20 protein-coding genes are annotated in these 19,906 nt (G+C 54.9%); 12 read left to right on the top strand and 8 right to left on the bottom strand.

Annotation, left to right across the window (positions count from 1 at the left end; all coding sequences use genetic code 11):
• Positions 1-17: 17 nt before the first annotated feature.
• From BCF53_RS01765 to glgC, 4 genes are all read left to right on the top strand, one after another.
• Positions 18-1,412: an ATP-binding protein gene (locus BCF53_RS01765; protein ID WP_132699253.1), complete on the top strand. Its 1,395-nt coding sequence runs from the start codon at positions 18-20 to the stop codon at positions 1,410-1,412.
• Entirely contained in the window at positions 1,409-1,900 is a 492-nt protein-coding gene (locus BCF53_RS01760; RefSeq protein ID WP_132699251.1) for an aminoacyl-tRNA deacylase, read from the top strand. The genes BCF53_RS01765 and BCF53_RS01760 overlap by 4 nt, the downstream gene beginning before the upstream one ends.
• A 96-nt stretch (positions 1,901-1,996) precedes the next feature.
• Entirely contained in the window at positions 1,997-2,428 is a 432-nt protein-coding gene (locus BCF53_RS01755; RefSeq protein ID WP_132699249.1) for a DUF2147 domain-containing protein, read from the top strand.
• Between the two features lie 337 nt (positions 2,429-2,765).
• On the top strand, positions 2,766-4,025 hold the full coding sequence (gene glgC / locus BCF53_RS01750) for a glucose-1-phosphate adenylyltransferase (protein WP_132699247.1): 1,260 nt from the start codon (positions 2,766-2,768) through the stop codon (positions 4,023-4,025).
• A 247-nt stretch (positions 4,026-4,272) separates the two neighbouring features.
• Here glgC and rpiA read toward each other — a convergent pair whose 3' ends face one another.
• Positions 4,273-4,977: a ribose-5-phosphate isomerase RpiA gene (gene rpiA / locus BCF53_RS01740; RefSeq protein WP_132699245.1), complete on the bottom strand. Its 705-nt coding sequence runs from the start codon at positions 4,975-4,977 to the stop codon at positions 4,273-4,275.
• A gap of 219 nt (positions 4,978-5,196) precedes the next feature.
• On the opposite strand from rpiA, the gene ilvA reads away from it, so the two are divergent.
• Positions 5,197-6,711 (top strand): threonine ammonia-lyase, biosynthetic, encoded by a 1,515-nt coding sequence (gene ilvA / locus BCF53_RS01735; RefSeq protein ID WP_132699243.1) that lies wholly within the window; start codon positions 5,197-5,199, stop codon positions 6,709-6,711.
• A 23-nt stretch (positions 6,712-6,734) separates the two neighbouring features.
• Here ilvA and BCF53_RS01730 read toward each other — a convergent pair whose 3' ends face one another.
• Entirely contained in the window at positions 6,735-7,163 is a 429-nt protein-coding gene (locus tag BCF53_RS01730) for a DMT family transporter (protein ID WP_132699241.1), read from the bottom strand.
• Positions 7,160-7,624 carry a DMT family transporter gene (locus BCF53_RS01725; protein ID WP_132699239.1) on the bottom strand — a complete coding sequence of 155 codons (465 nt, stop codon included), beginning with the start codon at positions 7,622-7,624 and terminating at the stop codon, positions 7,160-7,162. The genes BCF53_RS01730 and BCF53_RS01725 overlap by 4 nt, the downstream gene beginning before the upstream one ends.
• Positions 7,625-7,719: 95 nt before the next feature.
• On the opposite strand from BCF53_RS01725, the gene BCF53_RS01720 reads away from it, so the two are divergent.
• Both BCF53_RS01720 and typA read left to right on the top strand, forming a co-directional pair.
• Positions 7,720-8,268, top strand: coding sequence for a MarR family winged helix-turn-helix transcriptional regulator (locus BCF53_RS01720; protein WP_132699237.1), 549 nt, complete (start codon positions 7,720-7,722; stop codon positions 8,266-8,268).
• Positions 8,269-8,380: 112 nt separating this feature from the next.
• Entirely contained in the window at positions 8,381-10,195 is a 1,815-nt protein-coding gene (gene typA / locus BCF53_RS01715; protein WP_132699235.1) for a translational GTPase TypA, read from the top strand.
• Positions 10,196-10,299: 104 nt separating this feature from the next.
• On the opposite strand, the gene ptsP is transcribed toward typA, so the two are convergent.
• Positions 10,300-12,585, bottom strand: a complete 2,286-nt coding sequence (gene ptsP, locus BCF53_RS01710; RefSeq protein WP_243645747.1) for a phosphoenolpyruvate--protein phosphotransferase — start codon at positions 12,583-12,585, stop codon at positions 10,300-10,302.
• On the bottom strand, positions 12,578-13,069 hold the full coding sequence (locus BCF53_RS01705) for an RNA pyrophosphohydrolase (RefSeq protein WP_132699233.1): 492 nt from the start codon (positions 13,067-13,069) through the stop codon (positions 12,578-12,580). The genes ptsP and BCF53_RS01705 overlap by 8 nt, the downstream gene beginning before the upstream one ends.
• 203 nt (positions 13,070-13,272) lie before the next feature.
• Here BCF53_RS01705 and BCF53_RS01700 point away from each other — a divergent pair, with 203 nt between their 5' ends.
• On the top strand, positions 13,273-13,935 hold the full coding sequence (locus BCF53_RS01700; protein WP_132699231.1) for a histidinol-phosphatase: 663 nt from the start codon (positions 13,273-13,275) through the stop codon (positions 13,933-13,935).
• Positions 13,932-15,086: an imelysin family protein gene (locus BCF53_RS01695; RefSeq protein WP_132699229.1), complete on the top strand. Its 1,155-nt coding sequence runs from the start codon at positions 13,932-13,934 to the stop codon at positions 15,084-15,086. The genes BCF53_RS01700 and BCF53_RS01695 overlap by 4 nt, the downstream gene beginning before the upstream one ends.
• A 7-nt stretch (positions 15,087-15,093) precedes the next feature.
• On the opposite strand, the gene BCF53_RS01690 is transcribed toward BCF53_RS01695, so the two are convergent.
• Positions 15,094-16,290 carry a class I SAM-dependent rRNA methyltransferase gene (locus BCF53_RS01690; protein ID WP_132699227.1) on the bottom strand — a complete coding sequence of 399 codons (1,197 nt, stop codon included), beginning with the start codon at positions 16,288-16,290 and terminating at the stop codon, positions 15,094-15,096.
• A 114-nt stretch (positions 16,291-16,404) separates the two neighbouring features.
• A complete protein-coding gene (locus BCF53_RS01685; RefSeq protein WP_132699226.1) occupies positions 16,405-17,232 on the bottom strand; it encodes a 3'(2'),5'-bisphosphate nucleotidase CysQ family protein in 828 nt (275 codons plus the stop codon).
• 42 nt (positions 17,233-17,274) lie between these two features.
• Between BCF53_RS01685 and yrfG the strand changes: the two genes are divergently transcribed.
• From yrfG to hslO, 3 genes are read left to right on the top strand one after another with little or no spacing between them, the layout of a single operon-like run.
• Positions 17,275-17,946, top strand: coding sequence for a GMP/IMP nucleotidase (gene yrfG, locus BCF53_RS01680; RefSeq protein ID WP_132699224.1), 672 nt, complete (start codon positions 17,275-17,277; stop codon positions 17,944-17,946).
• Positions 17,943-18,350: a ribosome-associated heat shock protein Hsp15 gene (hslR, locus tag BCF53_RS01675; protein WP_132699222.1), complete on the top strand. Its 408-nt coding sequence runs from the start codon at positions 17,943-17,945 to the stop codon at positions 18,348-18,350. The genes yrfG and hslR overlap by 4 nt, the downstream gene beginning before the upstream one ends.
• A gap of 9 nt (positions 18,351-18,359) precedes the next feature.
• Positions 18,360-19,238, top strand: coding sequence for an Hsp33 family molecular chaperone HslO (gene hslO / locus BCF53_RS01670; protein ID WP_132699220.1), 879 nt, complete (start codon positions 18,360-18,362; stop codon positions 19,236-19,238).
• A gap of 4 nt (positions 19,239-19,242) precedes the next feature.
• Here the strand turns inward: hslO and BCF53_RS01665 are convergent, their stop codons facing one another.
• Complete coding sequence (locus tag BCF53_RS01665) at positions 19,243-19,512, bottom strand: HlyU family transcriptional regulator (protein WP_132699218.1); 270 nt, start codon at positions 19,510-19,512, stop codon at positions 19,243-19,245.
• Between the last annotated feature and the right edge of the window lie 394 nt (positions 19,513-19,906).

Raw genomic sequence — 19,906 nt, 5'->3', positions numbered from 1 at the left:
CAATTAAGAGGGTCGTCATGCACTTTCACAAACTCAACCCGCTGGGCTCGATCTTCGGCAAGATCTGGCTCAGCTTCTGGTTTTCTCTGATCCTCATTGTCAGTGCAGCCTATTTTGTTTCTGTTCAGCAATCGCAGCAGTACAGGATTGATGCCCCGACAGAAGAGCACATCGAAATTCTCGATACCATGCAGTTGCCGACGGTCAATTTTGACAGCGAAGACTATGCCCGACTGGCGCAAACCCTGGCTGAATTCAACTCCACCTCGATTTATCAGTGGTATCTGGTCGACACCAACTACCGCATGCTGGGTGCGCCTCAACCGCCCAAGCGGATACTGGTCATGCTGTCTGAGATGATGGAAGGCGAAGGCATGCAGATTGGCACCTGGGATACCGAAAACTGGCTGGGGCCGATTCCCATCACCATTAATGGCATGAGTTTCCTGCTGTTCCTGCGCGGCATTCCGCCGCTGAGCCCGGCCAACCTGCCCAACTGGCTGGATAAAAAATGGATGCAGCTGACGCTGGCACTGATCATTTCCGGTCTGATGAGTCTGCTGCTCACCTGGTCGCTGGTGCGGCCTATCGAAAAGCTGCGGCAGTCGGTGCGCGGGCTTGCCCGTGGTGAGCTCGACTCCCGCGCAGGTGTCAGCGTATCCCGCCGTCAGGACGAAATCGGCGAACTCGGCCGTGACTTCGATGACATGGCAACCCGGCTGGAAGACCTGGTGTCTGCCCAGCAGCGCCTGCTCAGTAACGTCTCACATGAGTTACGTTCACCGCTAACACGGCTGCAGGTCGCCATGGGTATTGTGCGGCAGAAGGCACCGGAAGGGCTGGACCGAGCACTCGATCGCATTGAGCGTGAAACCGACCGGCTGGAACACATGATCGCGCAGATCCTTAAGCTGAGCCGCTTCGAAAACGATATGCATCAGGCCGACTGGCAAACGCTGGAGGTGGACGACATCATCCGCAAGGTTGTCGAAGACGCCCGCTTTGAAGCTCAACCGCGCAATATCAAGATTAACGACCACATCCTCAAGGGCGTGCGCATCAAGGCCGATGCCCAACTGCTACACAGTACCTTTGACAATGTCATCCGTAACGCGCTGCGCTTTACACCTGCCGACGGCACCATCACCGTGACCATGACCCAAACCGATAACCGCCTTTTGGTCGGTATTTCGGATCAGGGCCCCGGGGTACCGGAGGATAAACTGGAGCGCTTGTTTGACCCCTTCTATCGGCTCGATCAAACCAATTCCGGCGCCGGCCTGGGGCTGAATATTGCGCTGCAGGCAGTACAGCTGCACGGCGGAAAAATTGAAGCCTTCAATAATAAGCCGACCGGGCTTAATGTCATTATCGAGCTGCCTCTGAATTCTGTCCGCGGTGGCGGCAAATGACGCCAGCCTGCCGGTTCCTGAAGCAGCAGAAGGCGGAATTCAACGTTCACAGCTACGATGTTGCCTACGGCGACCCCGCTAAGGGTTCGCACCAGAACTATGGCCAGGCCGTGGCTGACTCTGTCGGCATCAGTCACGACCAGCTGTTCAAAACCCTGGTCATCTGCCTGAATGGCGATGCAAAAAAGCCCGCCATATGCGTGGTGCCCGCTTCCGGTACGCTGAACCTGAAGCTGGCGGCGAAAGCCTTCAATGCCAAAAGCGCGGCGATGGCGGAAACCGATCTCGCAGAAAAGGCCACCGGCTATGTGGTTGGTGGCATCAGCCCGTTCGGCCAGCGCAAACGCCTGCCCATTGCCTTCGATAACAGTGCCCTCAGGTTCGACACCATCTTTACCAGCGGCGGCAAGCGCGGCCTGCAAATTGAATTCGCGCCATCACTGCTGACTCAACTGGTTGCGGCAAAAGCGGCAGAACTGACCGCCTGATTTTCTACTTAGGTCGCAATGGCCTCAGGTTTCGCTTCTGCTACAGTTAATTTCCAGGCAATCGTTAACTTCCAAACAATCGTTGAGACAATAAAAATGAAAAAACTGATGCTCACCCTGCTGATACTGCTGACACCATTGGCCTTCGCTGACAACAGCAGCCCCGAAGGTACCTGGCGGACCATTGATGACGAAACCGGCGAACCGAAGAGCCTGGTTTCTGTGTGGATTGAAAACGGCGAGCTTAAAGGCCGCATCGAAAAGCTACTCAACCCCAGCGAACCCAACCCAACCTGTGAAGAGTGCAAGGGTGAGCGTAAAGATCAGCCGATTGAAGGCATGACCTTCTTGTGGGGCTTGAGCCAGAAAGGTGACAGCTGGAAGGGCGGTACCATCCTCGATCCGGCCAACGGAAAAGAGTACAAGGCCAAAGTGACGCTGACGGAAGACGGCACGCTGCTGGATGTTCGTGGCTATATTGGGCTGGCGGCCATTGGCCGTACTCAAACCTGGCAACGGGTCGAATAGACACCAGAGGCCAGGGCGCATTCCAGAGAAGTAAAAGCGAGTTTCCTCCCTCGCTGAAAATAGACCTAGTCGCTCGCCCGGAAAGCTGGTCTGATTTGATGTTCGTCAACATTATGAAACTTTGAGCTGGTCAAATTAATAATGACCTGCAGCACATGGTCAATCTCAATTTCTATGTGCTAATTTCATAAGGGTTCGAATTAACATTCTAAAAAAAAGAATAAAAAGTTGAGTCTCGGCTTTTAGCCGGGAATCTTCACAGCGAAATATCTCTAGTGTTCTAACATTTAAAAATAACTATTAAAAATCTCTGAAATCGCCTCAATGGAGAAACCGCATGGTCCAAAAAACAGATCGCTTTATCAGTAACCTGACCAAAGATACCTATGCTCTGGTGCTGGCAGGTGGCCGCGGCAGCCGACTACATGAATTAACCGACTGGCGGGCAAAGCCGGCCGTTTACTTTGGTGGTAAGTACCGTATTGTCGACTTTCCTCTTTCCAACTGTATTAACTCGGGCATTCGCCGCATTGGTGTTGCCACGCAATACAAATCGCACTCCCTGATCCGCCATATTCAGCGTGGCTGGGGTAACTTCAAGGCCGATACCTCGGAATTTGTCGATGTACTGCCAGCCTCTCAGCGCATGGGCGACGACTGGTATGTCGGTACCGCCGATGCGGTGCACCAGAACCTCGATATTCTGCGCTCCGAAAACCCCAAGTATGTACTGGTGCTCTCCGGTGACCACGTTTACCGCATGGACTACGGTCTGATGATCGCTGAACACGTGGCTAATGGTGCCGATATGACGGTTTGCTGTCTTGAAACGGATATCGAAGAAGCCGCGGGTGCATTCGGCGTGATGACCGCCGATGAAACCGGCCGGGTGGTTGCCTTTGATGAAAAGCCTGCCGAGCCAAACCCCATCCCCGGCAAGCCGGGTAAGTGCCTGGCGTCTATGGGCAACTACGTATTCACCACTAAATTTTTGTTTGAACAGCTGGAAAAAGACGGTGCCGACAGCAATTCCAGCCACGACTTCGGCAACGACATCATTCCGTCGATCATTGAAAAGCACAATGTTTATGCTCACGCCTTCAAAGACCCGGAAACCGGCGAGCAGCCCTACTGGCGAGATGTAGGTACACTGGATTCGTTCTGGGAAGCCAACATGGAGCTGGTATCGCCTACGCCTTCGCTGAACCTCTACGACAAAGAGTGGCCAATCTGGACCTTCCAGGAAATGGTGCCACCGGCAAAATTCATCTTTAACGATGATGACCGACGCGGCATGGCGGTCGACTCGACCGTTTCCGGTGGCTGTATTATTTCCGGTTCCAGCATCAGCAACTCGTTACTGTACTCACGCGTGCACACGCACTCACGCAGTGTGATTAAGGAGTCGGTTCTGATGCCAGGTTGCGATGTTGCTGAAGACTGCAAACTGAAGAAGGTGATTGTCGACAGTGGCTGTAACATTCCACAGGGTATGGAGATTGGTTTTGACCACGAGCTCGATAAGAAGCGCGGCTTCCGCGTGACTGAGAAGGGCGTCACCCTGGTTACTCGCGATATGCTGGCTAAGCTGAAGTAATCTTCAGTCGAAATAAAAAAAGGGGCTCAATGCCCCCTCAAGCTAATGACAAAGCTGTCACAGTCTTCGAGACGGTGAAAAGGTATCACTTAAATGGACGTCGAAAACAAGGATGTTTTCGTCGAGCGTATCAGGACGATACTTGCAGCGGTCCATTTAAGTGATACCTTTTCGACGGCGGGGTTTATCGACAAACAGAAGGGGCTCAATGCCCCTTTTGTGGTTTTAACGGAAACCCGTGCCAGGGCTAGTAAAACTCGCCGGCACCTGCCGAGGTGTTAATCACCGTCAGCGTTTTTACCCCGCCGGCCGTTCCCAGCAGCAGAACATCCGCCGGGCGATGGGCAAACAGGCCGTTGGTCACTACGCCAACAATGTTGTTCAGCGCCGCTTCCAGCTTCTTCGCATCGGTAATTTTCAGGCCGTGTACATCGAGAATAACATTGCCGTTATCGGTCACCACGCCTTCACGGTACACCGGGTTGCCCCCCAGCTTAACGATCTGTCGCGCCACCGCACTGCGGGCCATAGGGATCACCTCAACCGGCAGCGGAAAGCCACCCAGCGTTTCAACCGCTTTCGATTCATCGGCAATACAGATGAACTTTTCGGAGATCGACGCCACGATTTTCTCCCGCGTCAGCGCGCCACCGCCGCCCTTGACCAACTCCAGCTTGCGGTTGGCCTCGTCGGCGCCATCCACATACACCGCCAGCGATTCCACATCGTTCATATCAAACACTTCAATGCCATGCTGCTGCAAGCGCTCTGCCGTGGCATCCGAACTGGCAACGGCCCCTTTAAAGTCGTCTTTGCGGGTCGCCAGCGCATCAATAAAGCAATTAGCGGTAGACCCGGTGCCCACACCAATAATGGCATTGGGTTGAATTTGCGGTTTGATGTAATCCAGCGCCGCCTGAGCGACCAGTTTTTTCAGTTCATCTTGTGTCATTTGCTATACCTCCAGCCTGTTAGCCACATTATAGTGAGCACGGGGCTTTTTCACAGCCTGTTCGATTTTCTCTGCACCTCAGTGCTGTAAACAGCCGGCACCATCAGCTGCCAGTAGCGGTAAGTGTTTTGCTAAAGCCCTTGGAGTTAAGGTGCATTTCCGTACACTGTGCTCTCCGTAAAATTTGATGACTGGCAAATGCCACCCAAAAGGATCTTCATGTTAGAGAAATACACGAAAAAAATTCTGAGCGCCAAAGTCTACGAAGCCGCGATCGAAACGCCGCTTGAAATTGCCTCCTCACTGAGCAACCGACTGGGCAATCAGATTTTAATTAAGCGTGAAGATCTGCAATCCGTGTTCTCCTTCAAGATTCGCGGTGCCTACAACATGATCGCCAACCTGAGCAAAGAGCAGCAACAGGCCGGAATTATCTGCGCCTCTGCCGGCAACCACGCTCAGGGAGTGGCGCAATCGGCCAAGCTGATGGGCATTAAAGCAACCATCGTCATGCCGGTGACCACGCCACCGATCAAGGTAAGCTCGGTGCGCTCGCGCGGCGGCAAGGTAGTACTGCATGGCGATTCCTTCGATGAGGCCTACGCGCATGCGGTGAAGCTGCAACAGGAAAACAACCTGACCTTTGTACACCCCTATGACGATCCGGATGTCATCGCTGGCCAAGGTACAATCGCCCGTGAGATGCTGCACCAGCACTCGCCGGAAAAGATCGATGCCGTCTTTGTGCCGGTTGGCGGCGGCGGTTTGGCGGCCGGCGTGAGTGCCTACATCAAATACCTGCGCCCGGAAATCAAAGTCATCGCCGTTGAATACGAAGAAAGCGCCTGCCTGGATGCCGCCTTAAAAGCCGGCCGTCGCACCTCACTGAAAGAAGTCGGCTTGTTTGCCGACGGTATTGCTGTGGCCCAGATCGGCAAGGAAACCTTCAAGGTGTTGAAAGACTGCATCGATGAAGTGATTACCGTCAGTGCCGACGAAATCTGCGCTGCCATTAAAGATATCTTCGACGATACCCGTTCGGTGGCCGAGCCAGCCGGAGCCACCGCCACCGCAGGCATGAAAAAGTACATTGAGCGCAATCAGCTGCAGGGTAAAACACTGGTCACGGTCTGTTCCGGTGCCAACGTCAACTTCGACCGCCTGCGCTATGTCGCCGAACGTGCCGAGGTCGGTGAACACCACGAGGCGATCTTCTCGGTGACCATTCCAGAGAAACCCGGTTCCTTTAAGCGCTTCATTTCGCACATCGGCAAACGCCAGATTACTGAATTCAACTACCGCTACAACGATGCCAGCAACGCACGGATCTTCGTTGGCCTGAAAACGACCGGTGATGATGAGCGTGAAACCATCCTCAAGCGCCTGCAGGAAGACACCTACCATGTGCTGGACCTCACCAAAAACGAGGTTGCCAAGATGCACGTGCGTCACATGGTCGGCGGGCATTCAGCAGGGGTTCAGAACGAGTTGCTGCTGCGCTTCGAGTTCCCGGAACGGCCGGGGGCACTGCTGAAATTCCTCAACGCGCTGGGCGGCCACTGGAACATCAGCCTGTTCCATTACCGCAACCACGGCGCCGCCTATGGCCGCGTGCTTTGTGGTGTGCAGGTGCCGAAGGAAGACATCAAAGACTTTTACACCAAGCTCGATGAACTGGGTTACCCCTACTGGGATGAGTCGAAAAACCCGGCTTATGAGGCGTTTTTGAGTTAACGGATATGCTTTAACAGGGCCTGTTAACGGGCCCTTAACAGCTGATAGAAACCGAAAACCAGCAGTAAACAGCCGGTCAGCAGCAATAACATCGGAAGGTTGAAGACCCAGGGCAGTTTGCCGAGCCACAAATCCAACAGCAGGCTCATGACCATTTGCCCGGCAATGACCAGCAGTGTCGCCATCGTAACCCCCAGTTTCGGCACAATATAGCTGTTCAGACTGACATAGAGCGCACCAATAGCTCCGCCAAAAAAGAGCAGCGGCGGCACATCCGCTACACCGGTTGGCAGGCCAGCAAGCAGTAGCACACCGGTCAGCGCCACAAAACCAACCAGATGATTAATCCACGAAGCGTAGAGCGCATTCTTCTGCACAGCCAGGCGACCATTCAATGCCCGGGCAATTGCAATCAGGGCGCCATTCAACAAAGCAAATAAGATAAAAATCATGACAGCAGGCCCTTGGCAACTACGATAAAAAACGAGCCCAAAACGATGGGAATAACGGCCAGCAATCGAGCCCGGGTAACCGGATGCACAGCAAGACCAAACCAGCCAAACTGATCGCTGAACAGGCCAAACATCACCTGACCCACAATAGAGAGCACCAGGGTGCCAGTGATGCCCAGAAAGCTGTTGACAGTGATTACCGCCAGCACCACCAGCACAGCACCACTGACACCACCCAGATACGCCCACCAAGGAATGGCCAATGCAGCAGGCTCAGCTACTGGCTTCCGGCGCGATAACAGCAACAGCATCAGCAGAGCGGTGATCGCGCCCATGCCGTGGGCAATCCATGACGACACCAGCGGGCTGACATAGAGGTACAGCTGGCTGTTCATGGCAATCATCAGTGCTAACAGCGCACCGCCCAGTAAGGCGGACAGAATGGGGGTCCAGCGGGTCACGAAAGCTCCGGATTTATCTTGAGTTCAAGAGAGTATGGGAATAAATTATCTTGAATTCAAGATAAAATAACGACAACACATTCTGGGAGACCACCATGAAGCCCGATGCCGTAGACAAAATCGTTCACCAGTGGCAACAGGAAATACCCGGCTTGGCCACCGATGCCATGGCCACACTCGGCCGTTTAAAGCGCTGCTCAGTGCTCTACCAACCTCTGTTGGATGCGGTCTTTTCCCGCTTTGAGCTGACCTCCTGGGAATTTGACGTACTGGCGACTCTGCGCCGCGCCGGCGCACCCTATTCGTTAACGCCGACGGCGCTGTTTTCAGCACTGATGGTAACCTCTGGCACCATGACCCACCGGCTGAAATCGTTGGAAAGCAGAGGCTGGATCATCCGAGAAAGCAATGCCCAGGACGCCCGCCAGAAGCGGGTACGGTTAACGGAGGCCGGCTTTGCCCGCATCGACAAAGCGCTGCCGGAACATATCGCCAATATGGAAGCCATGCTGCAGGGCCTTAACCGCCAGCAGCGGGCCAAACTGGACGAGGCACTGACCGGTCTGCTGGCGATCTTCGAGCAGATTCATGCCGACTCGCCGGGCCTGAGTCGCGGTTTAAGCGACAAAACTCACCGCCTGTAGGCTAAAAAGCGATAATTGCCCGCTCTTTCAGTGTTCGGACAGGGCAATTTGTATCATTTTCATACGCGACAGGTATAATCCGCGCCCTTACTATCCAATCGGAATCAGACCAGTGATCGAAAACTTGCGGAATATCGCCATTATCGCCCACGTTGACCATGGTAAAACCACACTGGTCGACAAACTCTTGCAGCAATCCGGCACACTGGGCCGTAAAGACCAGGGTGCCGAGCGCATCATGGACTCCAACGACCAGGAAAAAGAGCGCGGCATTACCATTCTGGCGAAAAACACCGCCATTAAGTGGAACGATTACCGCATTAACATCGTAGATACCCCCGGACACGCCGACTTCGGTGGTGAAGTAGAGCGCGTATTGTCGATGGTTGACTCGGTATTGCTGCTGGTCGATGCCGTTGACGGCCCTATGCCACAGACCCGTTTTGTGACCTCAAAAGCATTTGCTCAGGGCCTGAAGCCGATTGTTGTGATCAACAAGGTCGACCGCCCCGGTGCCCGCCCGGACTGGGTGATGGATCAGGTATTTGATCTGTTCGACCGCTTAGGTGCAACCGAAGAACAGCTCGACTTCCCGGTTATTTATGCGTCTGCACTGAACGGCATTGCCGGTGACGACCCTGAAAACATGGCAGATGATATGACGCCACTGTTCCAGATGATTACCGATGTGGTTCCTGCACCGGATGTTGATACCGAAGGCCCGTTCCAGATGCAGATTTCAGCACTGGACTACAACTCGTATGTGGGCGTCATCGGTGTCGGCCGCATTACCCGCGGCAGCATCAAGCCGAATGACCAGGTCAGCATCATCAGCGCGGATGGCAGCGTTCGCAAGAATAAAAAAGTACTTCAGGTGATGGGTTACCATGGCCTGGAGCGCGTCGAGGTCGACTCCGCATCAGCCGGCGACATCGTCTGTATTACCGGTATCGATAAACTGCAGATTTCAGACACCCTCTGTAACCCGCAACAGGTTGAAGCCCTGCCGGCGCTTTCCGTCGATGAGCCAACCGTCAGCATGACGTTCCAGGTCAACGACTCGCCGTTTGCCGGTAAAGAAGGCAAGTTCGTTACCTCGCGCAACATCAAAGAGCGTCTGGAGCAGGAACTTATCCACAACGTTGCACTGCGCGTTCAGGAAGGCGATACCCCGGATAAATTCCGCGTATCCGGCCGTGGCGAACTGCACCTGTCGGTATTGATTGAAACCATGCGCCGTGAAGGCTTCGAGCTGGGAGTTTCCCGTCCGGAAGTAATCCAGCGCGTGGTGGATGGCCAGGTACACGAGCCATTCGAACAGGTTGTGATTGATGTTGAAGACCAGCATCAGGGCGCCATCATGGAAGAGCTGGGCCTGCGTAAAGCCGAGCTGACCAACATGGAACCGGACGGCAAAGGCCGTATCAAGCTTGAGTTCCTGGCCCCCTCACGCGGGCTGATCGGCTTCCGTGGATTGTTCCTGACGCTGACCTCCGGCTCCGGCATTATGACCAGCATCTTTGACCACTACGGCCCGGTTAAACAGGGTGAAGTCGTCAGCCGCCAGAACGGTGTTCTGGTTTCTATGGTGAAGGGTAAAACCCTGGCCTATGGTCTGTTCCCGCTGCAGGATCGTGGCCGCTTGTTCCTGGGTCATGGCGCCGAAGTGTATGAAGGTCAGATTGTTGGCCTGCATTCCCGATCCAACGATCTGGTTGTTAACCCGACGAAAGGCAAACAGCTGACTAACGTTCGTGCCTCCGGTACCGATGAAGCGTTAACCCTGACGCCGCCGGTAAAACACACGCTGGAACAGGCGCTGGAATTTATCGAAGACGATGAACTGGTTGAAGTGACACCGGAAAGTATCCGTCTGCGTAAAAAGCTGCTGACTGAAAACGAGCGTAAGCGCGCATCACGTAAGTAAGTTGAGATGCTAGATGCTAGATGCTAGGTGCTAGGTGCTAGGTGCTAGATGCTAGATGCTAAGAAGAAGATACGAGATGCCCGCTGATGCGGGCATTTTTTTTGTTAGCCTTTCGGCAGCAAGCCCAGTGACGTCAGCGGTACACCCACCTTCTGCAAGGCCAACAGCAGTGTTGAACGGATCACCTTCGGATCGTCGATATTAAGCAGGCCGGCTGCGACGGTCTCTGCCCAGCCGGCATCGATCTGGCGGATCACCGCCTTCACGCGCAGCAGGTTGGCGCTGCTCATGGACAGGCTGCGGTAGCCCAGGCCCAGCAAAGCAACCGCACCGAGCGGATCACCGGCCAACTCACCACATACGCTCACCGGCACATTCGCCGCCTTGCCTTCATCGACAATGATCTTCAGCGCTTTCAGCACCGCCGGGTGCATACTGTCGTAGATGTCCGCAACCCGCGGATTGTTGCGGTCAACGGCCAGGATATATTGGGTCAGGTCATTGCTGCCGACCGAGACAAACTCAACCAGACTGGTGAGCTCCTTCATCAGATAAACCGCCGATGGCACCTCAATCATGACGCCGATATCCGGGGTCTCGACCTTCAGGCCTTCATCATTCAGTTCGTAGATGGCTCGGTGGATCAGCGCCAGCGCCTCCTCAACCTCGCCAACGCTGGTCACCATAGGCAGCATGATGCGCAGGTTGTTCAACCCCAGACTGGCACGCAGCATAGCGCGGGCCTGAACGATGAAAATCTCCGGGTGGTCGAGCGTGACCCGCAGGCCGCGCCAGCCGAGAAAGGGATTGGCTTCTTCAATCGGGAAGTAATCGAGGCTCTTATCACCGCCGATATCGAGCATGCGCATGGTCACCGGGCGGGGATGAAAGGCTTCCATCTGCGCCCGATAGATCCTGGCCTGCTCTTCTTCGCTGGGGAAACGGCCCAGCATCATGAACGGCACCTCGGTACGGAACAGACCGACGCCATCGGCACCGGTATCCTTTGAACGGATAATATCGGTCTGCAGACCGGTATTAATCATCAGGTTAACGGCAACGCAATCGGCGGTTTCGCTCGGTAACCCGGCCAATGACTCCAGGCCGAGCACGCGGATCTTCTCATCGCGTACCAGCTCTTCAAAGTATTCACGGCGCTCATCGGTCAACCGGTAGTAAACGTGACCGCGATAGCCATCAACCACCAGTTCTTTGCCATCGAGCTCCTGCCAGGGAATTTCCTGCGCACCCAGCACCGTGGGGATATTCAAAGCCCGCGCCAGAATGGCCAGGTGAGAGTTCGATGAACCCTTCACACAGACAATACCGGCCACCTGATCCGGGTGCAGCGAGCCAAAGACCGCCGCAGACAGCTCTTCACCGACCAGAATGGCACCATCGGGAATCTGGGCGTCATCCTCTTCAACGACCAACGCGTTCAGAATACGCTGACCCAGATCGCGCATATCGGAAGCTCGCTCACGCAGGTAGGAATCTTCCATCTCCTCGAAGTGTTTGACGTAGCCACGCATGGTACCCGCCAGGGCACTGACGGCAGTCTCACCGGCGCGGATTTTATCGCGCACCATATCGCCAACGGCCTGATCTTCGAGGATGCCGGCGTAAACATCAAACAGCGCCAGTTCTTCCGGGCGCAGCTCAGATTCGAGGCTGCTGCGCGTTTGCATCAGCTCTTCGCGCACCTGATGCAGGGCGTTTTCAAAGTGCCGCAACTCAGATTCAATGTCTTCAGCTTCGGCGTAGCGCACTTTGCTCAGCGATATGCCCGGCGCGATAACATGGGCGGTTCCGATGGCCACACCGTTGGAACAGGCAATGCCATCAAAACGGATATCTCTGCTGGCCTGCTCACCGAGTAAATCCATACCGGAGAGCGTACCGGTGGCCTCTGAGGCGGCAATAACGCCGGCAACCTGCGCCGACAGTGTGACCAAAAAGGCTTCTTCTTCATCGAGGAAACGGCCCACCTTGAAGCGCTGCGCCGACAGAACACCGATCACCTTACGGTTGTGGATAATCGGTACCGCCAGCAGGCCGTGAAACTCATCTTCATCGACATCCGGCACATAGTGGTAATTCGGGTGTTTAACGCTGTCGGCCAGATTCAGCGGTTCTTCACGCTTACCGACAAAGCCGATCAGGCCTTCGTTTTTGGACAGGGTTATGTGATTAACAACGTTCAGATTAAGGCCATCGGTTGCCACCAGAACGTAACGATCCTGATTACCGTCCCACAAAAAGACGTTGCAGGCATCGACGGCCATGCCCTTGCGGATCAGGCTGACCAGGCTTGCCATTGATTGCTTCAAATCTCTGGAGGTGGTGACCGATTCCACGACCTTACGCAGCAGGTTGATCAGATCAGTCATAAACCACCTGCCTGCGGGTGGCTCGTGGTGCTAATTCGGCCAGCGCCATGCGGTAGACATCGCGCTTGAATGACACCACCTTCGACAGCGGATACCAGTAGGAAACCCAGTCCCAATCGTCAAACTCGGGGTCATCGGAGGCATGAAAAGAAATATTGGCGTCACTGGTCAGCATACGCAGCAGGAACCACTTCTGCTTCTGGCCAACACAGATCGGCAGCGTATTGTGGCGGATCATCCGCTTAGGTAAACGGTACTTCAGCCAGCCGCGGGTACAGGCCAGGATTTCCACATCCTGTTCGTTCAGACCGACCTCTTCTTTGAGTTCGCGGTACAGCGCTTCAACAGGGGTTTCGTGCTGACGAATGCCGCCCTGCGGGAACTGCCAGGCATCCTGTCCGATGCGGCGAGCCCATAAAACCTGCCCCGATTTATTTGTCAGAATGATTCCGACATTTGGCCGGTAACCGTCTGAGTCGATCATGTCTGCCTCAAAAAACGACCGCTGTCGTTATGGATGTTCGTTTAGTTCGTACTTGTTATTGTGACCACTGCCTACCTTATACCATCGTACGGTATTTTTCGCCGAGCGCAATGTTGATACAAATCGATGAGCAGCTTTACCTATTGGGCAACACAGATTCACGCTAGAATTGCCCCCTGATAAATACGGAAGGAAATTGAATTGTGACATTGGCTATTTTTGATCTGGATAACACACTCATTGCCGGAGATTCCGATCACGCCTGGGGCGAGTTTCTGGTAGACCAGAACCTGGTCGATAAAGACATCGTCAGTAAAGCCAATAATCATTTTCTGCATCAGTACCAGAGTGGGGAGCTCGATATTCAGGAATACCTGGAGTTTGCTCTGTCATTTCTGGCCGGTAAATCACCCACAGATCTGGCACCGCTGCACCAGCAGTTCATGACCAGCAAAATTCAGCCGATGCTGCTGGAAAAGGCTCAAGCACTGATCGAGACACATCGCCAGCAGGGTGACCGGCTTCTGGTGATCACCGCCACCAACCGCTTTGTCACCGAGCCGATTGTTAACCATTTGGGTATCGATGAGCTGATTGCCTGTGAACCAGGCCAAGAAAACGGCATCTACACCGGCAAGCCAACTGGTATACCGAGCTTTCAGCATGGTAAGGTTTTGCGCTTACAGCAATGGCTGGCGGAGCACGAAGAATCGCTGAACGGCGCCTGGTTTTACTCCGATTCGCACAATGATCTGCCACTGCTTGAACAGGTCGATAACCCGGTTGCGGTTAACCCCGACGACCGGCTGATGAACATAGCCACCAGCCGCGGGTGGACCATTTTGAATCTAAGGGATCATGAGTGAAAAGGTTCGCGTTAGCGACATTGATACTTAGCCTACTGGTTGGCTGCGAACGCAGTGATGACCCGCCGGCCGTTACCTTATCTGCCGAATCAGTGGCCACTAACAACCTTATTAATGAAGAAAAACCCGCCGTGGCGCTGAACTTCACGGCCAGCGCGCAGCTGTTTTACAACCAGGCAGTTACAGCGCTGAACCACACCCAGGCCGAATGCGAAAAGCTGTTTAGCGCAATCGACAACTTCGTCGCGGCGCCTTCCGGCAACAGCCAGTTGACCGCACAGGCAGCCTACCGGCCGTGCCTGCAAAGCTGGCGGGCGGCGGAACTCTACTTCCAGAAGCCCTTTTCCCTGACCGAAGCCGACGGTTTTTACCGGCTGGTCGATCTGATCGATACCCGACCATTCCTGCCCGGCTACATTGACGGCATTCCCGAATACCCGTACAGCGGTCTGGTGCACGAGCTGGATATACCGGTGACTGAAGACGCCCTGCGCAGCCAGCACCGGCTGATGGATGAAGAATCCGCCTCGCTCGGCTTTCCAGTCATCGAGTTCTTTTTGTGGCGCAGTGAGCTGACGGATGTCTGGGTGACAGCAGACCCGAACAAAGCCATCAATGTAACGCGCCGTCTTGACTACCTGAGGGTGGCCGGCAGCGTGCAGAAAAACCTGCTGCAACAGGCATTGCAACGCTGGAACGGCAGGCAATTTTATGCCCTGCCGGAGCGCGCACAGCTGAACCTGGTGCTGCAGAGCGGTCAGCGGCTGGTGATGGTTGAGCTGCTGCATTCGCTGTTTGAAGAGTCGGCCCTGTCAGAGCCGGAATGGCATCACCCGGCACAGATCAGCGGCCAGGGCCGAAGCCACCCGCTGGCGATGCTCGAGTCACTGCAGGCCTTGGTCGGTTCTCCGCAGCAGCCTACCGAGTTCACACGCTGGCTCGACGCCAACAGCGAGCAGCCAGTCACGGCCGAGGCAATGGCCCGGTCAATCGCGGCCAGCATTGAGGCAATCAGCCAGCTGCCTGAAAACTACCCGGCGCAGAGCGAGGCGAGCGAGCATTGGCAGGCAGCAAGGCAGGCCCTGGCCGAGGTAACCCTGCACTTCTCCGCGCTGATGCAGCACTACAACGTACCGCTGATGGTCGAATAACCACCCGCTAAAAGCCCGGCGTAACCTGCGCAAAGATCGATTTGATGTAACGGGTTTCCTTAACCGCCGGCAACACCGGGTGATCCGCACCCTGACTGCCTTCCGCCAGGATCAGCGCGTGCCGGTCCAACTTACGGGCCGATGCGCGAATCATGTCACGCAGGCGATCGTTCTCCAGATGCATCGAACAGCTGGCGCTGACCAGCAGGCCACCATGATTGACCAGCTTCATTGCCGCATCGTTCAGGCGCTGATAGGCGCGCTCGCCGGAGTCGATATCCTTACGGCGGGTGATGAAGGCCGGCGGGTCAACAATCACAATATCGAAGCGCTGCTTGTCACTGTGCAGGGTTTGCAGAATATCAAAGGCATCACCCTCGTGTGTGGTTACCCGGTCTTCCAGACCGTTGCGCCGGGCATTTTCCAGCACGCCATTCAACGCCAGAGCGGAGGCATCGACGCAGGTAACGGCTTTCGCCCCCTGACTGCCAGCGGTTAGGCCCCAGCCGCCGAGATAGCTGAACACATCGAGTACGGTCTTATCTCTGGCAAAACTGGCGGCCAACTGACGGTTAGGGCGGTGATCGTAAAACCAGCCGGTTTTCTGACCGGTCATCAACGGCGCTTCAAAGCTGACGCCATTTTCGATCAGTAACACCTGATCCGGCACCTCGCCATAAGCCACCCGGACGTAAGACTCCAGGCCCTCTACCGAGCGCATCTTGCCGTCATTCTTCAGCAGAATGCCCTTGGGCTGCACCAAGCGAATCAGATGCTCAAGGATGTTATCCAGACAAGCCTCAATACCGGCCGTTGAAACCTGCACCGAGAGCACATCGCCGAAGCGGTCGACCACCAGACCGGACAAGCCGTCGCTGTCGCCGTAAACCCAGCGGTAATAGGGTGCGTCGTAACACATCTGACGCAATGCCAGCGCCTGTTTGAGGCGGTTCTTAACCAGCGAGCTGGTCAGACCGCGATCTGCCTGACGGGAGATCAACCGGGCGCAGATCAGCGCATGCGGGTTTACCATAAAGCTGCCCACCGGCTTACCGCGGAAGTCGACCGCATTGGCAACCTGACCGGGAGCAAAGCCCTTGAGCGGTGAGGCGGACTGGTCCACTTCGTTGTTGTAGATCCAGTGGTGGCCGGAACGGATTCGGCGTTCAGCACCCTTATTCAGGTGCAGGGTAGGAGTAGTCAACGTATAAAACCTTTCTTAATTTAACTGCCGGTGGCAGAACAGCCGCCCATTCTACAGGGTATCGCCGGCCACGGTGAATGAACATTTGCGGTTAATTGTAAGGCGCCACCCGGCTTAGTTGCCGAGCAGCACCTTAAGAAACGACCTGTCGCGCACGGCGACAAAATGCGGGTTCAGGGTGTTGGCCTTGCCGTATTGCAGCGGCTCGCCGTTCCACTGGACAATGGCTCCGCCGGTGGCCTGCAGAATGGCCTGCGGGGCTGCGGTATCCCACTCGCTGGTTGGCCCCAGCCTTGGGTACATATCCGCACGGCCTTCCGCCAGATAAGCAAACTTCAGTGCGCTGCCAACCGATTGAGTGGCGACCTGATAACCGCAGCCTTCCAGCCTGGGCCGCCATTCACCCTTCCAGCGGGAGCGCCGGGAGCCCAGCGCAAGAATATCTTTGCTGGTGGCCCCGAGCTGGCTGCCAAGCTTCTTCAGCGGGCTGGTATAGTAGGCGCCAACCTCTGGCCCACCCCACCAGGCGCGGCCTTCAGTAATCTGATAGATCAGGCCAAACACCGGCTGATGCTGATGCATCAGGGCGATATTAATAACAAACTCGCCGGTCCGGCCAATGAACTCCTTGGTGCCGTCAATCGGGTCGACCAGCCAATAGAGCGGCCACTGACGGCGCAATTGGTAGGGCGGCAGGTCCTCTTCCGAGACCACCGGGCAATCCAGCACCGACGGCAGGCCGGCAACCAGCAACTCTGACGACTTCAAATCCGCCGCAGTCACCGGCGTATCATCAGATTTCGATACCTGCTGCCACAACGATTCATCACCATAGATTTTCAGCACGGCTTCCGATGCCTGTTCAGCCAGGGCAAACAGGCGTGTTAACTGCAACTGGCCCACGCTCAGCTGAATCGACGTATCCGGTGTTGCTAATTTCATCTATAGTGAATCCAAATTTCTAAAGGGTCGGACCAGTTTAACATGGCTATATTAAGCCCCGAACAGTGGGATGACATTTCCTGGGTGCTGCTCGATATGGACGGCACCCTGCTCGACTTGTGCTTCGACGATACCCTGTGGCGTATCGCGTTACCCAAAGCCTACGCCGAGCATCATCAAATTACCGAGGATGAGGCCAGCAAAACCATCATCCAATTGGCGGAACAGGCCTGGGGCAAGCTCGATTGGTATTGCCTGGATTACTGGAGCGAACAGGTCGGCTTCGATATTCGCCCGGTAAAGTCTGAGCTTTCTCACCTGATCGGCTTCCGCAAGGGCGCGCTGGCATTTTTGAAGTGGCTGAAACACCATAACAAGCATGTCATCCTCGCCACCAACGCCCATCCGGACAGCATCGCCCTGAAAGACCTGCACACCGATCTGTCGCAATGGGTGGATGTGATCATGGATGCTCACAGCGCCAACGCACCGAAAGAATCGCCCGGTTACTGGCAGTGGTTACAGGAAAAAACAAACTATATCGCCGGTCAAACCTTGTTTATCGATGACAATGACCACATCTTGGATGCCGCAGCGAATGCCGGTATTGCTCATTGCCTTGGCGTGAAAACACCCAACAGTCAGGGCCGGGTTTACGATTCCCGCTATCCGGCTTTTGATCACTTTCAGGAACTGTATTTACCTTCTATATGACCGAAACAACCGAATCCATCCGCCTCGACAAGTGGCTTTGGGCCGCCCGCTTCTTTAAAACAAGAGCGCTGGCCAAGGCCGCTGTGGAAGGCGGCAAGGTGCATTACAACCGCGCCAAAGCCAAACCCAGCCGCACCGTAGAAGCCGGCGCTGAACTGCGCATGCAGTTGGGCTGGGATGAAAAGACCGTCATCGTGCAAGCTGTCAGCGACAAGCGCCGGGGCGCGCCGGAAGCGCAACTGATGTACAGCGAGACCGAAGCCTCGATTGAGAAACGGGCAAAAAATGCAGAAGCCCGCAAGGCCATGAATTTAAGCTCGGTGCACACCGACCACCGGCCAAACAAAAAGCAACGGCGTGATATTATCCGCTTCAAGAACATTAACCAGCAGGATCAAGACTAGAGCACAGGCATGACTGTTACCGATACCACCACCCGTTTTCTGTTTGAAGACACCCACATTCGCGGCGAACTGACCCAGATTGCCAGGCCTTTCCAGGAAGTGCTCAGCAAACACAATTACCCGAGACCCATTCAGCCGCTGCTTGGCCAGTTTATGGCCGCTGCCGCCATGCTCAGCGATACCATCAAGTTTGAAGGCATTCTGTCACTGCAGGTGAAGGGTAACGGCCAGGTTCGTACACTGATGGCAGAGTGCCGCAATAATCAGGCACTGCGCGCCATCGCCCAGTACAACGACGACTTTGAAGACAGCGGCCCACTGCTGGGCGAAGGGCATTTGGCGATTACCATCGACCCGGATAAAGGCCAGCGCTACCAGGGCATTGTTCTGATCAACGACGATGACATCGATCTGGCCAGCGCTCTGGAAGGCTACTTCCAGCAGTCTGAACAAATTAAAACCCGGGTTTGGCTGTATGCCGACCACAACGCTGCCGCCGGTATGATGCTGCAGGCCATGCCTAAGTCCGCCAGCGAAAGCAGCCTGGATTTACAGGAAGATGAAGACTGGGAGCGATTGAACTTTCTGGCCGAAACACTGAAGCCGGAAGAAGCGCTGAATCTGGACAGTGAAACGGTCTTGCACCGCCTGTTCCATGAAGAAACCGTAAGGGTGTACCCAGCCAGAGAGCTGCGGTTTGAATGCACCTGCAGTGAACAACGTTCAGCCAACGCCATTATGACCCTGGGCCAGCAGGAAGCCCTGGAGATTGCCCATGAGCAGGGGCACATTGAAATTGATTGCCAATTCTGCCGTGCCCGCTACGCCTTCAGCCTGCAACAGGTTGAGGAGCTGTTCTCCCCCAAGCCTGAAGACTCTATCAACTGAGTATTTAGCTCTTAAAAACCCGATCGCCAAGCTGATCAATCATCAGTTTGGCTTTCATTACCGTAAACTGTTTAGCTTCATCCTTACCGGCAATCAAATCGGCACGCACAAAGGTGTGCTGCTGTTTGTCCTCGCCCTCACCCTTTTCAATGATACCGCTGACGCGGTACTGGCCACCTTCGGCAATCGGAGTCGCACAAACCCTGAAGCCTTGGTAATCCTCCCAGTCTTTCTTTTCCGGTTTCGCCGAGGCCTTCTTGAACCACCCAAACATGATTTGCTCCTGTTGTATTTTGTGAAAACCATTATTGGTAATGCCTGCAGGAAATCAATGTGTGTTTCAGTAACAAAGCAGGAAATCGAGCGCCCAACGTCAATGTGTTACCCAACCATCAAAAGTGTTACCCAACACCACGGCAGCTGTTACCCTGCAAACGCCAGCCTGATCACTTTTTAACCAACAAGCTATAAGTTATTGATTTATAAAGGAAAACAAAAAGTGGCACACTGAGTGCAATATCTAAATCACTAAAAATAAATAACACCCATCAACAAAAACAAGAATAGGGTGGAAATAAGAATCGTCGGCGCCCACCTAAAAACAAGAACAAGGGCGCTGTTTTTATCTCTGGCATCACAAAAACAAAAATCTGCCAGATCGCCCCCCT

It is taken from the genome of Reinekea marinisedimentorum (genome assembly GCF_004341165.1).
GTDB lineage: Bacteria > Pseudomonadota > Gammaproteobacteria > Pseudomonadales > Natronospirillaceae > Reinekea > Reinekea marinisedimentorum.
Note: the sequence above shows the minus strand (reverse complement) of the source record. Positions and strands in the feature narration are given on the sequence as shown.

Coding starts and splice junctions, on each gene's coding strand:
- BCF53_RS01765 (WP_132699253.1), top strand. CDS start 18: ATGCACTTTCACAAACTCAACCCGCTGGGCTCGATCTTCGGCAAGATC.
- BCF53_RS01760 (WP_132699251.1), top strand. CDS start 1,409: ATGACGCCAGCCTGCCGGTTCCTGAAGCAGCAGAAGGCGGAATTCAAC.
- BCF53_RS01755 (WP_132699249.1), top strand. CDS start 1,997: ATGAAAAAACTGATGCTCACCCTGCTGATACTGCTGACACCATTGGCC.
- glgC (WP_132699247.1), top strand. CDS start 2,766: ATGGTCCAAAAAACAGATCGCTTTATCAGTAACCTGACCAAAGATACC.
- rpiA (WP_132699245.1), bottom strand. CDS start 4,977: ATGACACAAGATGAACTGAAAAAACTGGTCGCTCAGGCGGCGCTGGAT.
- ilvA (WP_132699243.1), top strand. CDS start 5,197: ATGTTAGAGAAATACACGAAAAAAATTCTGAGCGCCAAAGTCTACGAA.
- BCF53_RS01730 (WP_132699241.1), bottom strand. CDS start 7,163: ATGATTTTTATCTTATTTGCTTTGTTGAATGGCGCCCTGATTGCAATT.
- BCF53_RS01720 (WP_132699237.1), top strand. CDS start 7,720: ATGAAGCCCGATGCCGTAGACAAAATCGTTCACCAGTGGCAACAGGAA.
- ptsP (WP_243645747.1), bottom strand. CDS start 12,585: ATGACTGATCTGATCAACCTGCTGCGTAAGGTCGTGGAATCGGTCACC.
- BCF53_RS01705 (WP_132699233.1), bottom strand. CDS start 13,069: ATGATCGACTCAGACGGTTACCGGCCAAATGTCGGAATCATTCTGACA.
- BCF53_RS01685 (WP_132699226.1), bottom strand. CDS start 17,232: ATGAAATTAGCAACACCGGATACGTCGATTCAGCTGAGCGTGGGCCAG.
- yrfG (WP_132699224.1), top strand. CDS start 17,275: ATGGCTATATTAAGCCCCGAACAGTGGGATGACATTTCCTGGGTGCTG.
- hslR (WP_132699222.1), top strand. CDS start 17,943: ATGACCGAAACAACCGAATCCATCCGCCTCGACAAGTGGCTTTGGGCC.
- hslO (WP_132699220.1), top strand. CDS start 18,360: ATGACTGTTACCGATACCACCACCCGTTTTCTGTTTGAAGACACCCAC.
- BCF53_RS01665 (WP_132699218.1), bottom strand. CDS start 19,512: ATGTTTGGGTGGTTCAAGAAGGCCTCGGCGAAACCGGAAAAGAAAGAC.